Annotated in this window: 10 protein-coding genes; 3 read left to right on the top strand and 7 right to left on the bottom strand. The window is 47.9% G+C overall.

The window, feature by feature from the left end; genetic code table 11:
• Positions 1 to 759: 759 nt before the first annotated feature.
• From P8H32_RS03425 to P8H32_RS03440, 4 genes are read right to left on the bottom strand one after another with little or no spacing between them, the layout of a single operon-like run.
• Positions 760 to 1,896 (bottom strand): YbdK family carboxylate-amine ligase, encoded by a 1,137-nt coding sequence (locus P8H32_RS03425; protein WP_297291054.1) that lies wholly within the window; start codon positions 1,894 to 1,896, stop codon positions 760 to 762.
• Between the two features lie 5 nt (positions 1,897 to 1,901).
• Positions 1,902 to 3,101 carry a M20 family metallopeptidase gene (locus P8H32_RS03430; RefSeq protein ID WP_301088468.1) on the bottom strand — a complete coding sequence of 400 codons (1,200 nt, stop codon included), beginning with the start codon at positions 3,099 to 3,101 and terminating at the stop codon, positions 1,902 to 1,904.
• A gap of 32 nt (positions 3,102 to 3,133) precedes the next feature.
• Entirely contained in the window at positions 3,134 to 4,138 is a 1,005-nt protein-coding gene (gene gap / locus P8H32_RS03435) for a type I glyceraldehyde-3-phosphate dehydrogenase (RefSeq protein WP_297291056.1), read from the bottom strand.
• 6 nt (positions 4,139 to 4,144) lie between these two features.
• Entirely contained in the window at positions 4,145 to 4,687 is a 543-nt protein-coding gene (locus P8H32_RS03440; RefSeq protein ID WP_297291057.1) for an Hsp20/alpha crystallin family protein, read from the bottom strand.
• Between the two features lie 282 nt (positions 4,688 to 4,969).
• Between P8H32_RS03440 and glgP the strand changes: the two genes are divergently transcribed.
• The gene (gene glgP, locus P8H32_RS03445) at positions 4,970 to 7,546 is read left to right on the top strand and encodes an alpha-glucan family phosphorylase (RefSeq protein ID WP_301088469.1); all 2,577 of its coding nucleotides are present in this window, start codon (positions 4,970 to 4,972) and stop codon (positions 7,544 to 7,546) included.
• A gap of 188 nt (positions 7,547 to 7,734) precedes the next feature.
• Here glgP and glgC read toward each other — a convergent pair whose 3' ends face one another.
• Positions 7,735 to 9,021 (bottom strand): glucose-1-phosphate adenylyltransferase, encoded by a 1,287-nt coding sequence (glgC, locus tag P8H32_RS03450; RefSeq protein ID WP_297292943.1) that lies wholly within the window; start codon positions 9,019 to 9,021, stop codon positions 7,735 to 7,737.
• A gap of 182 nt (positions 9,022 to 9,203) precedes the next feature.
• Here glgC and glgB point away from each other — a divergent pair, with 182 nt between their 5' ends.
• Positions 9,204 to 11,375, top strand: a complete 2,172-nt coding sequence (glgB, locus tag P8H32_RS03455; protein WP_301088470.1) for a 1,4-alpha-glucan branching protein GlgB — start codon at positions 9,204 to 9,206, stop codon at positions 11,373 to 11,375.
• A gap of 36 nt (positions 11,376 to 11,411) precedes the next feature.
• Here glgB and P8H32_RS03460 read toward each other — a convergent pair whose 3' ends face one another.
• A complete protein-coding gene (locus P8H32_RS03460) occupies positions 11,412 to 11,705 on the bottom strand; it encodes a chaperone modulator CbpM (RefSeq protein WP_297292945.1) in 294 nt (97 codons plus the stop codon).
• A 21-nt stretch (positions 11,706 to 11,726) separates the two neighbouring features.
• Positions 11,727 to 12,155 (bottom strand): Hsp20/alpha crystallin family protein, encoded by a 429-nt coding sequence (locus P8H32_RS03465; RefSeq protein WP_297292946.1) that lies wholly within the window; start codon positions 12,153 to 12,155, stop codon positions 11,727 to 11,729.
• Between the two features lie 147 nt (positions 12,156 to 12,302).
• Here P8H32_RS03465 and P8H32_RS03470 point away from each other — a divergent pair, with 147 nt between their 5' ends.
• Positions 12,303 to 13,109 (top strand): formate/nitrite transporter family protein, encoded by an 807-nt coding sequence (locus P8H32_RS03470; protein ID WP_297292947.1) that lies wholly within the window; start codon positions 12,303 to 12,305, stop codon positions 13,107 to 13,109.
• The last annotated feature ends 35 nt before the right edge of the window (positions 13,110 to 13,144 follow it).

A 13,144-nucleotide genomic window follows, 5' to 3' on the forward strand; every position in this document is an offset into this window, starting at 1 on the left:
CCATCAAATAAGAGCTGCAATAAAATTTACCGCTGATAAAGCATGTTAGACACCAAACGGAAACATATCAGGCAAACCAGTCTTATTACCCCGATTTTTACCGACCAGGCTCAAGCCCGGTACCGGTAGTTTTGACCTAGGGGTTACTTATGCCAGAACACAGCACAGTTCCATTGTGGCAACGCTGGGCATTGGCCTGACACGGGATACATCGGATTATAGCTTTGGGCTTAAATTTCCTTATCGGTTTTAGCCGCAATGATTTGGTGGATTGCAATCCACTGCTGTCTCACCAACTTTCTTCTATTGACGTTCCAGCTCTTTCTCCGTGCTGGTTAGATCGAGTACAGTGGGTTCGGGGCATGAATTTTACAGCCTTCACACCAACCATCCGGTAGCAAGCTGTCTATTTTCAGGGGACGCTGCAAGCCATCCATGGGCGCTCGACAAAATGCCTCCATGCATTTTGACGCCCCTGAAAACAGACAGCTCACTACCTGTAGATCACGCTTTCTCTCAGTTTTATTGCAAAAAAAAGCATAAACCCCCTACCATGGTGATAAAAAACGTGAACGATATGCAAGAGATGAGGTAGGTAGAGGGTTTTGAGACCGTCAAAATGCAGGGACGCATTTTGTCGAGCGCCCATGGACGGCTTGCAGCGTGTCTCAAAACCCTCTGCCTACCTCAGCTCGCTCCCAGCGTCTAAAAACTATGAGACAGCAGTGGATTGCAATCTACCGTTTTTTATTATTTTCTTCACTTTGCCAGATCCTTCTCCAACATATTCACCAAACAATCCGTCATTGGCTTTAAATCACCGTATTGTTTAAATAATTGTCGCTGGCGTTTAGCATTACCACCTGCAAACACTCTTTCTTCAAGCTGCTTACAACAGGCACGTGTAAAAGGATCAATCAGCACGGGATCAATCCGGCTGTTTAACTCGGAATATAATTGCACTATCGGCAGACTGATATCCCTGTATTCATCAAAGAACCGCGCCGCTAAACCCTGCTGGGCCGCCTTATAATAATTATCCCGGTTAATCCAATCCTGTAGCGCATTAGGGGCGCAATGCCGAACAGGCACCGACTCACTGCGCAGATAAGCGACCAGCATTTGTAAAAAAGCGGCCAGGGCCACGGCATCGGTGACCGTGGGCTGGGTATCCATCACCCGAATTTCCAGGGAACCCAAATGCGGTCTGGGGCGAATATCCCAATGAATATCATGAATGGTTTTGAAAATACCAATGCGCTGGGCAACACTAAAAAACTCATTAAAATTCTGCCAATGGTTAAACCAGGGAGGTTCACCATAACTGCGGCGTGCCGCCAGAATAAAATGCCGAAAGCTACAGTAGTCCGTATCATGACCTCGCCAGTAAGGGGAGTTAGCAGACAGGGCGATCAATAGCGGCAGGTATGGTGTTAACGCCTGCATAATAGCAATCGCCTCATCACCAGAGCGCATACCTAAATGAATATGAGTGGCAAAGGTAATTTGCGTGTGACTGGTATAGCCCTCTACCTGTTCCATATCGAGGTAGCGTTGCAGGGGTGTAATTTCCGCTAACCGCTTACTATAGGGGTGAGTACCAGAGCCGCATAATTTGATTCCCAGCTCCTGACAGTGACTTAACAGCCCCTTTACCAAATAGCGCAGTTGGTCATGTAATTCTTCGATACTGTGACAAACCGGCGTAGCCACCTCAACCGTATTTTGAATAAACTCGGGTTTGATATAGGGGCTATCCGGATAGCACTCCATTAGCGGCAAAATCCCTTCGACCAGATCCAGTGATAGTGGGTCCAATAACTGGAACTCAATTTCCATACCTATGGTATCAACACTACCGGCCTTAAAGGGAATAACCTCCTCTTTATCCGCCATGGCCTTTACCTCCGGTGCTGGTATAAGGTTTCAGCTTGCCTGGCAATTTGGGAAAAAAACGCAGCCCCTACCGGCAAAACCTGTTCATCTATATCAAACTCCGGGCTATGCAAAGGCACAAAGCGCTGGTCTTTTTGGCGAGCACCAAAACGCACATAGCAGCCGGGCATTTTCTGTAAGTAAAATGAAAAATCTTCAGAGCCCATACTGGGATAGTCCATTATTTTTACGCCCTGTTGCCCAACAACTTGTTCCGCTGCCTTTCTGGCAAGTTCCACCTCGGCTTCAGTATTGACCACCGGTGGGTAACCGGCTGTAATCTGCATCGTTACCCTGGCATCATGCAAAGCAGAGAAGGCTGACACCATGCGTTGCAAGCCATGGTGAATTCGATCGCGGGTTGCTGACAAGGTGGTACGAATGGAACCACTCAGCACGGCCTCCTCAGCAATAACGTTAGCGGCAGAACCTGCATGCACCTCCCCAATCGTCACCACCGCCGGATGCAAGGGATCAACCTCACGAGCCACCAGGGTTTGAATGGTATTAACCAGTGATGCCGCAATCACCACGGCATCAGTGGCTTCATGAGGCCTTGCACCATGCCCGCCTTTGCCCTGAATACGAATTTCAAAACGATCGGACTGCGCGGTAACAACTCCCTGCCCCAACATAATTTCACCCAGCGAATAATGATGGGTAACATGCCCCGCAAAAATGGCGCGCACATTATCCAGCAGGCCCGTCTCAATAACTGTACGGGAACCGCCACCACTCTCCTCCGCAGGCTGGAATACTAACAGGGTATTAATGGCGACAGGCTGCTGTTGTAATAAGATGGCCGCCCCCACCAGCATAGCCATATGGGCATCGTGACCACAGGCATGTACCCTACCTTTATTCTGCGATGAAAATATCAGCCCGGTATGCTCCTCGCCGGGCAAGGCATCCATTTCTGCGCGCAAGGCAATGGTGGGGGCATCACTGTCACCACAGTTCAGGCGACCAACAACACCCTGCCCTTCACCGCCATAGTCATAGGGAATATCTCGCTTGATTAACTGCTCAATAATGATCCCGGCAGTTTGATGCTCGTGAAAAGCCAGCTCGGGACAGCGATGCAGGGATCGCCTTAAACGAGTTAATAATGGCTGAAGTTTTTTGGCATCAGCCAATACATCATGATCAGGGCCGCCGTCATTCATACTATTACCCGATTAAAATCCAGAATTTATTTTCAATGGAGAGGCAATAAATCCACCAATTCCAGGCAGCGCCTGGCATAGGCATATTCATTGTCATACCAAAGTTGTAACTTAACGGCAGAGCCTGCTACCACTCTTGTTGATAAGCCGTGAACAATACAGGAATGGGGATCAGCAATAATATCGGAGGAGACCAGAGGTTGATCGGTATAGCCAATGATCCGGTTTAAATCGCCCGATGATGCGGTTCTAAAACAGTGATTAACCTCAGGGACCGTGACCTGAGTTGCGAGCTTAACGCTAACATCGGTTAAGGAGCCATCAACCACCGGCACCCTGACCGCCAGCGCAGTCAGCAAACCTGCCAGTTCGGGAAGTACCATCGTAGTCGCCTTCTCAGCACCCGTGGTGGTGGGAATAATATTGACGGCACCGGCACGCCCACGCATCATTTTTTTCCTGCCAGTATCGACCATGGACTGGGTGGCAGTATAGGCGTGAATGGTGGTGACCATGGCATGTTCAATACCAAAATTATCCTGTAGTAATTTTAATGCCGGCGCCAAAGAATGAGTGGTACAGGATGCGCTGGAAATAATCTTATGTTGCTCTGGATCAAAATCATATTCATTGACCCCCATCACCAACATAATATCGGCATCATAGGCTGGCGCCGCAATCAGTACCCGGCGCGCACCTGCCGCTATATGGCCAAAGGCCGCTTCACGATCAGCAAACCTGCCCGTGCATTCGATCACCATATCAATATCCAGGTCCATCCAGGGTATCTTCTGCGGATTTTCCTCATGGAATAAAGCCAGGGTTTTATCCGCAATGGACAGCGTATCACCTGATACAGACACCGGATGTGGGTAATGTCCAAAGGCGGAATCATATTGCAGCAAATAGGCCATATTATCAGCACTGAGAATATCGTTAGCGGCAACAATCTCCAGGTGATCAAAGCTTGACTGGGCATATTGCCGGAGTATCGAGCGACCTTCCCTGCCTAAACCGTTAATAGCAATACGTTTCATTAGCCGTCACCCCTTGACTTCAATACGACGCCCTGGCACCTGTGCTCTAGGTTTTTTACTAATACTGACCGAGAGAACCCCGTTATTGTAATTAGCCTGTATAGACTTTACATCGGCATCCTCTGGCAGCATAAGTACTCGCCTGAATTCACCAAAGCTGCGCTCCCTGCAATGGTAATTTCTTTCATTGCTTTCTTGCTCAAACTTTTTTTCGCCCCGCACTAGCAGGTTATTCCCTTCCATCTGGATATCAAAATCTTCACGCTCCATTCCCGGTACCTCTATCTGGATATCATAGTGATTCTTTGACTCTTTGATATCCAGCCGTGGGAAAAATGATAAACCTGAATCCTGTGTAGGCCATAGCCGCGGAAAGAAACCATCGCTATCCCCGAGAAACATATCACCAAATAAACGATCAATTTGATTATGTAAACGGTTTACGGGCAGGTAAGAGTCCTGCTGGCGGTAGGTAATAGGAATAGTGGCAGGATGAGTGCCACGCTCTTTATGAAACCAGTTCCAGGGCGATAGATTTTTAAATTCCATGGTAGTTCCCCTTCTCAGTCTTTGACCAGAAGAAAAATTAATCCCTTTAGTGGGTAGCCTTATTGACTGCGGTCAATATTTTTTACGGCTATCGGCATAAATTTACACCATTGTAATTTATCGTAGAAAAGCTTTTATCCAACAACCCGTCATCCCCGCGGAGGCGGGGGTACGGTGCTGTAGATTTTCGCTTTTGCGGAAATAACAGCATAAGCATGCAGTCTGGATCTCCGCCTTCGCGGGGATGACGGCTTAAAGCCTCTAAACAACAGGGCATTAACAATGACAGCCAAACACTACCTCTTCGAAGTCAAACCTAATATCCCACCCCAGCTAGCCAAGTTACCCCTGTTATCAAAAGATCTTATCTACAGCTGGAAAGAACCCATCAGGCAATTATTTATTCGACTTGACCCAGAGTTATGGGAACATTGCAGCCATAACCCCAGTGTATTTTTACGCCGTATTGAACAACATAAACTGGACAAGGCCGCCGTTGATGCTGATTACCTAACCGCATACCGGCAGACTGTTGAGTGGTACCGGCATTATCAGGACAGTAACGGGCCACCCAACCAGGATACCAACACCTTACTTAACCCCAAAAAAGATTTAGTGGTTTATTTTTGCAGTGAGTTTGGTTTGCATGAAAGTTTACCGGTGTATTCCGGTGGTCTGGGCATTTTAGCCGGCGACCACTGCAAGGCAGCCAACGATATTTGTCTGCCCTTTATCGCCGTGGGCCTGCTATACCATCAAGGCTACTTCACCCAAACCATTGACCCCGATGGCAACCAAATTGCCACCAATATTAATCACTATTTTGGTCATTTACCTATTAGCCTGCTAAAGGACGACAAGGGTAATGAGCTACATTGCGAGTTAAGCCTGAATGGCAGCAAGCTAACATTACGATTATGGGAGGCAAAGGTTGGCCGCGTTAAATTATTATTGCTGGACAGCGATCTTGCTTGCAACCGGGAAGAAGACCGCAGCATTACCCGGCAGTTATACGGTGACGGGGTGGACACCCGCATTAAACAGGAAATCGTACTGGGCATCGGCGGCGTTAAAGCCCTGCGTACATTGGGTCTGCAACCCAATATTTGGCATATCAATGAGGGCCATGCTGCATTCCAGATTGTGCAGCGCTGCCTGGAAGGTGTCGAACAGGGTACGCCTTTTGATGCCGCCCTTGAATGGGTGGCAGGGTCTACGGTCTTTACTACCCATACCCCGGTCGCTGCCGGGCATGATAGTTTTAGTCGTGACACCATGGAAAACTATTTTGCCGAGATGGCCGAGCAGCTGGGTATCGAGTTTGAAACCTTAATGGCACTGGGCTATGCCAACGGCGACGACTCACCCTTTAATATGACCGCCTTCGCCCTGCGCGGATCGCGCTTTCATAACGGTGTTAGTAAAATTCATGGCGGTATTGCCTCGGCTATGGAAAGTTATATCTGGCCGGAAGTCCCGCCGGAAGATAACCCGCTGGATTTTCTTACCAACGGTGTGCATATCAATAGCATACTAGCAAAAAGATGGGCCGCCGTTTTTGACCAGCACTTATCTCTATGGCAACACCATCTATTGGATAAGGATTATTGGCAGTGTATCGACAATATTCCCAATGGGATTTACTGGCGCGCGCACCGGGCATTAAAATCGCAGCTGTTAAGCGTTGCCTGTAAGCGGCTAACGATTCAACAACAGCGCAATGCCTGCAGCCTGGCCCTGCAAAAATCCAGTACCTGCCAGATAAAAAATACCGCCGGGGATATTCTGGTGCTGGGCTTTGCCCGGCGCTTTGCGACTTATAAGCGCGCCACCTTATTGTTTTCAGATTTGCCACGGCTGGAAAAAATTCTTAATAATCCAGAGCGTCCAGTGATCATTCTATTCGCCGGCAAGGCCCACCCCAGTGATGAACCGGGACAACAATTGATCCGGGATATTCACCAATTTTCCGAACGGCCGGAGTTTATCGGTAAAATTATTTTACTGGAAGGCTACGACCTGGCTCTGGCTCGCTATATGGTCGCTGGCTGTGACATCTGGTTAAACACCCCGGTTTATCCGTTAGAAGCCTGCGGCACCTCGGGGCAAAAGGCAGCCATTAATGGTGTGGTTAATCTTAGCATTATGGATGGCTGGTGGGCTGAGGGCTTTAATGAAAAGAATGGCTGGGGCATTGAACCCCATAGCGATAAATACGGAGACGACTACCGAAACCAGCAGGAGGCCAGCGACCTGTTGGATATTATTGAAAATGAGGTGATACCGGCCTATTTTGAGCGGGATGATAGCGACCTGCCTGTTGAATGGCTAAGGCTGTCCAAAGCATCGATGAAATCCTGTATTCCCCAATTTTCTGCCCAGCGTATGCTAATGGATTATATAGAAAAATTTTATCTGCCCGCGAAACGGCAAAACCAACGCCTGGGGAAAAATAAGCACTCGGCGGCGATCATTCTGGCACAGTGGAAACAACAGATACGTAGCTGCTGGCCCGGGGTTAAGGCCCGGGTCATTGAACAGTCCGCGCTGGGTATACATTATGGTGATAAATTATCGATAACACTGGGAGTGGATCTTAATGGCTTGTCACCAAAAGATATTATTGTCGAATGCCTAAGCGGTTATCTGGATGCCACTAATGCTTTTCGTTTGGATACTAGCTATACCTTTAACGTCGAGTCAAAACCTGCCGCCGATACTGAAGCACCACAAGAAGTGGTTTATCGTCTGGAAATAGAACCGCAAAGCTCGGGTATTTACCATTACAAACTGCGCCTATATCCCTTCCATGCCTTACTCAGCCATAACTTTGAAATGGGATTTATGCGCTGGCTGTAGAGTGGATTATAATCCACTGCTGCCTCATAGTTTTTCATAGGCAGGAAACAAGCTCGTCATTCCCGCGCAGGCGGGAATCTAGTACTGTAGATTTCCGCCTTGGCGGAAATAACAGCATAAGCATGCAGTCTGGATTCCCGCCTGCGCGGGAATGACGAGCTTGGTTAGCTTAAAGGTCGAAACCACCTTTAACGAGCAAAATGCAAACTCTGCCCCAACATATCCGGCGTCACCAAAACAACCCCCTGCTCGGTCACATAATAACGTTCACTATCCTGCGCAAGGTCCTGACCAATCACCGTACCTGCTGGCAGCACCGCCCCTTTATCAATAACCGCCTTGCTAATTCGACAGTACTCACCAATATGCACATCAGGCAGCACAACAGAATCCGTAATCATCGAATAGGCATCAAGCCTAACATTATTAAATAGCATCGAATGCACCACCTCGCCACCGGCAATAATACAGCCATCGGCCACCAAAGAATCCAGCGCACTACCCCGACGCTCATTATCATTAAACACAAATTTGCCCGGCGGCGCCTGCTCCTGATAGGTCCAGATGGGCCACTCTTTATCGTACAAATTGAGTTCCGGTGACACACCGATTAATTCCATATTGGCTTGCCAATAAGAATCCACCGTACCCACATCCCGCCAATAAGCTTGCCGGCCCCTGGCACCATCGTAAAAGGGATAAGCAAAAACCCGATACTGATCAATCACACTGGGAATAATATTGAAACCAAAATCATGTATCGAATTGGGGTTGTCGGCATCGAGAATTAATTGCTCTATTAAAAATTCCGTATTAAACACATAGATCCCCATAGACACCAAAGCCGCATTATCCTTATCAGGCATGGGGATTGGCTGTTCCGGTTTTTCCGTAAAAGCCAGAATACGTTTATCGCTATTAATACTCATTACCCCAAAAGAACCAGCATCGGCAATAGGTACTTCAATACAACCCACGGTCAGGGCGGCACTATTTTCTACATGAAAAGCCAGCATGGGACCATAATCCATTTTGTAAACATGATCCCCGGCCAGCACTAAAACCAGCCCCGGGTTATGGCTGCGAATAATATCCAGATTTTGGTAAACCGCGTTGGCGGTGCCTAAATACCAGGAGTTCTCCAAACGTTGTTGCGCCGGTAATAACTCAATAAACTCGCCAAACTCACCGCGAAAAAACTGCCAGCCTTTTTGGATATGGCGTATCAAAGAGTGAGCTTTATATTGAGAGATCACGCCAATCTGGCGTATATCGGAATTCACACAATTAGATAAAGGAAAATCAATAATCCGGTACTTGCCACCAAAGGGCACCGCCGGTTTTACCCGCCAGGTGGTCAAATCTTTTAACCGCGAACCGCGACCGCCAGCCAACACCAGCGCCAGGGTATCTTTGGTTAATTTGCTAACAAAGCGTGATTGATAGTTTGTCACGACCCCGGCGTGGTTATCCATCGATTCCCCCGTCCATAGCTTCCCCTGTTCACCTTTATTCAGCGGTCATTAGCCGATATTTTTACCCAATAAATATTGACGCTGGTCAACTTGGGGATGTTTTAGGCCGTTAACTTAGCCGTATGGTAAAAAAATCTACAGCATCCAGTAAACGACTAACCCCTCGGCAATTAAGCAAGGATATGCAACGGCTTACCGAGGGACGATTGCACGACCCGTTTATAGTACTGGGTAAACATTACATCGCTGATAACAGCATTATTCGCGCCTGGTTACCCGGGGCAAACAAGGTGCGGATAGAACATACGGATTTTAACCACTCCATTTTCCAGCGACCTGACTTAATCATGCAACGTATCGGGGAAACCGATCTATTCGAGTACAGCGGTTATGAAAATCTGCCACCACACTATCGGCTGCTGTGGCAAGATAAGCAGGGCCAAACGTTTAGCACGATCGACCCCTATAGTTTTGCTGCGCAAATTACAGACTTTGATTTACACCTGATCAAAGAAGGCAAACACCACAAAATTTATCAGGTACTGGGCGCTAACCATCGTGAGGTCGACGGGATTAGTGGCGTGCTATTTGCTACCTGGGCACCCAATGCCCAGCGGGTCAGTGTGATTGGCGATTTTAATCGGTGGAACGGTTTGCGCCACCCTATGCGCTGCCGTGGCAGTTCAGGTATTTGGGAATTGTTTATTCCCGAAGTGCGACCGGGTGATTGCTATAAGTTTGAGATTTGCCATCGGGATAGCGGCAAGCTGCTGCAAAAAATGGATATCTATGGCCAGCAGTTTGAGCTGCGCCCAAAAACTGCCTCGGTGATTAAAGCCAACAGCGATTACCATTGGCATGACCAGCTATGGCTGGAACAGCGGCTACAACGTGACTGGCAGCATGGGCCAATGTCAATTTACGAATGCCATCTGGGTTCCTGGCGACGACATAAGCATGGTCAATGGTTAAATTACCGCGAGCTTGCCGAACAGCTGGTCCCCTATATTCAATCCTTAGGTTTTACTCATATTGAATTACTACCCATCACCGAACACCCCTTTGATGGTTCCTGGGGTTATCAAACCCTGGGCTACTTCGCCCCTAGCAGCCGTTTTGGTGATGCCGATGACTTTCGCTATTTTGTGGACTACTGCCATCAACACCATATCGGTGTACTGTTGGATTGGGTGGCCTCGCATTTCCCGAAAGATGATCATGGTCTGCGGGAATATGATGGCGGCCCCCTGTATGAATACGGAGATCCTTTAAAAGGTGAACACCAGGCTTGGGACACCCTGGTATTTGATTATGACCGCAATGAAGTCAAAAACTTTTTAATCGCCAATGCCCTGTTCTGGCTAGAAGAGTTTCATCTTGATGGTCTGCGCGTTGATGCGGTCGCCTCAATGTTATATTTGGATTACTCCCGCCCCGAGGGTCAATGGCAGCCAAATATCCATGGCGGTAATGAAAATCTTGAAGCGGTAACGTTTTTGCAAACCCTCAATGAAAGGGTCCACCATAACCACCCTGGCGTGGTAGTGATAGCCGAGGAGTCCACTGCCTGGCCGCAGGTATCCAGCCCCACTTATCTGGGCGGACTGGGATTTTCCATGAAATGGAATATGGGTTGGATGCACGACACCCTGGAATATATGCAGCAGGACCCCATTTACCGCCATTACCACCATGACAAGCTCACTTTCGGTTTACTCTATGCCTGGTCTGAAAACTTTGTCCTGGCCCTGTCCCACGACGAAGTGGTGCATGAGAAAAAATCGCTACTGGAAAAAATGCCTGGTGATAACTGGCAAAAGTTTGCCAACCTGCGCCTGCTCTATACCTACCTGTTCACCTACCCCGGTAAAAAATTATTATTTATGGGCAGTGAATTTGCCCAGCGCAATGAATGGGACCATGACCAGAGTCTGGACTGGTCGCTGCTACAACACCAGTCTCACCGTGGAGTACAGCAGTTAGTGAGTGATTTAAACAAACTCTACTGCCAACAACCGGCACTGTATGCCGGTGATTTTTCTGAAGCTGGTTTTCAGTGGCTGGATTGCCATGATAGTGATCAATCGGTATTGAGTTATAGTCGTTATGGTGAGGGCCAACATATTATTGTGATAGTAAACTTCACCCCGGTACCAAGATACACTTATCGCATCGGAGTGCCAAAGGCCAGGCGCTATCGAGAACAGTTAAACTCCGACTCCAGTATTTATGATGGCAGCAATGTGGGTAATTGGGGGGAGGTTAAGGTCGATACCATTCCATGGATGGGTTATGAGCAGTCTATTGCTCTTACCCTACCTCCTCTAGCAGGCCTGATATTGATACCAGAATAAGCTGTAGGGTGGATTACAATCCACCCTACATCACAATCACAAACGCCGATCAACATAACGCCGCAGCAACCTTTGCAACTGCTGATTCTCCGCCCGCACCTGCTCCAACTCTTCCAATAAACTGATCGCAAGGGCAATACCCGCCCACTCAATATCAAGATCCCTATGCAAGCGAAAAGCCTTTTCCGCTATAGAGGCCATTTTCCTGTCAAAAAGCCAGGTGTCTGGAGATTCACCGCGGGGCTCTACAATACCCTCCTCCACTATATCAATAACGATTTTCGTGGGTAATTCCGTCACCTGACAAAAATTTTCCAAACTAAATTGCATCGATTTATTTCTAGCTGCCAGCTACTGAACTTCAATCCTTTTCCTGTCGGGCATAGCTTCTTCTGATTTGGGCGCCTCCAGCGTCAGCACACCATTTTTAAAGGATGCCTTAATATCCGCCTCACGAATTTCATGACCCAGATTAAAAGTGCGCAAATAACTACCCGCACGGCGCTCCCGGCGAAGCAGTCGCCCTTGCTTTTCTTCCGATTCCTCTTCAGCACTGGCCTCAATGGTCAGTACATTATTTTCAACAGTCACTGACAAATCATCTTTATCAATCCCCGGCAGGTCGGCAATAATTTCATAGTGGTCTGCCCTATCTCTTATATCCACTTTAGGGCTAAAAAATTCCGGGCTTTGCTGATTGGAAAGCGGCGAATAAAAACTATCAAAAAAATCGCCAAAATCACCAAAATCAAAAGCAGTGGTTCGTGGTAGTAAGCTCATAATGGTTTTCTCCTTAATGGTTAGACTGTAGTGAGGACTCTAATCAACAATACCTCGGCAGATAATGACCGACGTCAATTTTAACGACTTTTTTATATTTTCTAATAGCCACCTCTATCACATAATCAGCACCAAAAGGAGATAACCATGGACCCCGTTAATGATGCTTACTCACCCCAACAAATTGCCGAGCGCGTTAACAATGCCGGTGTTAACAAGGCCACACTTCCCGTTTTGCAAACCCTTACCCTTGGCATATTGGCGGGGGCTTTTATTGCCTTTGGTGCGATGTTTTATACACTGGTGATTACCGACAGCCTATTGGGCTTTGGGCCTACCCGGCTACTGGGTGGCATGGCTTTTAGTCTTGGCTTGGTATTAGTCATTATTGCCGGAGCGGAGCTATTTACCGGCAACAACCTCATCGTTATTGCCTGGGCTGAAAAAAAGATTTCCATTGATGTGCTGCTGGGACATTGGCTATTGGTCTATATTGCCAACCTTATCGGCGCACTGGGTAGCGCCGGGCTGGTCGTATTTTCCGGGATAATGAATAGCAATGAAGGTGCTGTAGCTGCAACCGCGATCAGTATTGCCGAACACAAAGTAGCCCTTAGTCCCCTGCAAGCCTTTGTGCGCGGAGTGCTGTGTAATACCTTAGTCTGCCTTGCCGTTTGGCTCTGTTATGCAGCGCATACTGTTAGCGGAAAAATCCTCGCCGTTGGATTCCCTATTACCGCCTTTGTCGCCTTGGGTTTTGAGCACTCCATCGCCAATATGTATTTAATCAGCAGCGTTATCTTTCAGGGTGACACATCCATTAGCTGGATGGATTTCGCCAATAATTTAATACCTGTTACAGCAGGGAATATTATTGGCGGCAGTGTGTTGGTGGCGATGGTTTATTGGCTTTGTTATTTGTATAAGCCTGGTAAGAAAGAAGGTGGATTGTAATCCACCAAACCGACCTTAAAGATGACCGAGGTCAA

Source organism: Oceanicoccus sp., from assembly GCF_029238675.1.
Classification (GTDB): Bacteria; Pseudomonadota; Gammaproteobacteria; order Pseudomonadales; family Dasaniaceae; genus Oceanicoccus.

What these genes read in the sequence shown, in the direction of transcription:
- glgP (WP_301088469.1), top strand. Translation starts at nt 4,970, where the DNA reads ATGACAGCCAAACACTACCTCTTCGAAGTCAAACCTAATATCCCACCC.
- gap (WP_297291056.1), bottom strand. Translation starts at nt 4,138, where the DNA reads ATGAAACGTATTGCTATTAACGGTTTAGGCAGGGAAGGTCGCTCGATA.
- P8H32_RS03430 (WP_301088468.1), bottom strand. Translation starts at nt 3,101, where the DNA reads ATGAATGACGGCGGCCCTGATCATGATGTATTGGCTGATGCCAAAAAA.
- P8H32_RS03425 (WP_297291054.1), bottom strand. Translation starts at nt 1,896, where the DNA reads ATGGCGGATAAAGAGGAGGTTATTCCCTTTAAGGCCGGTAGTGTTGAT.
- P8H32_RS03465 (WP_297292946.1), bottom strand. Translation starts at nt 12,155, where the DNA reads ATGAGCTTACTACCACGAACCACTGCTTTTGATTTTGGTGATTTTGGC.
- P8H32_RS03460 (WP_297292945.1), bottom strand. Translation starts at nt 11,705, where the DNA reads ATGCAATTTAGTTTGGAAAATTTTTGTCAGGTGACGGAATTACCCACG.
- P8H32_RS03440 (WP_297291057.1), bottom strand. Translation starts at nt 4,687, where the DNA reads ATGGAATTTAAAAATCTATCGCCCTGGAACTGGTTTCATAAAGAGCGT.
- glgC (WP_297292943.1), bottom strand. Translation starts at nt 9,021, where the DNA reads ATGGATAACCACGCCGGGGTCGTGACAAACTATCAATCACGCTTTGTT.
- glgB (WP_301088470.1), top strand. Translation starts at nt 9,204, where the DNA reads ATGCAACGGCTTACCGAGGGACGATTGCACGACCCGTTTATAGTACTG.
- P8H32_RS03470 (WP_297292947.1), top strand. Translation starts at nt 12,303, where the DNA reads ATGGACCCCGTTAATGATGCTTACTCACCCCAACAAATTGCCGAGCGC.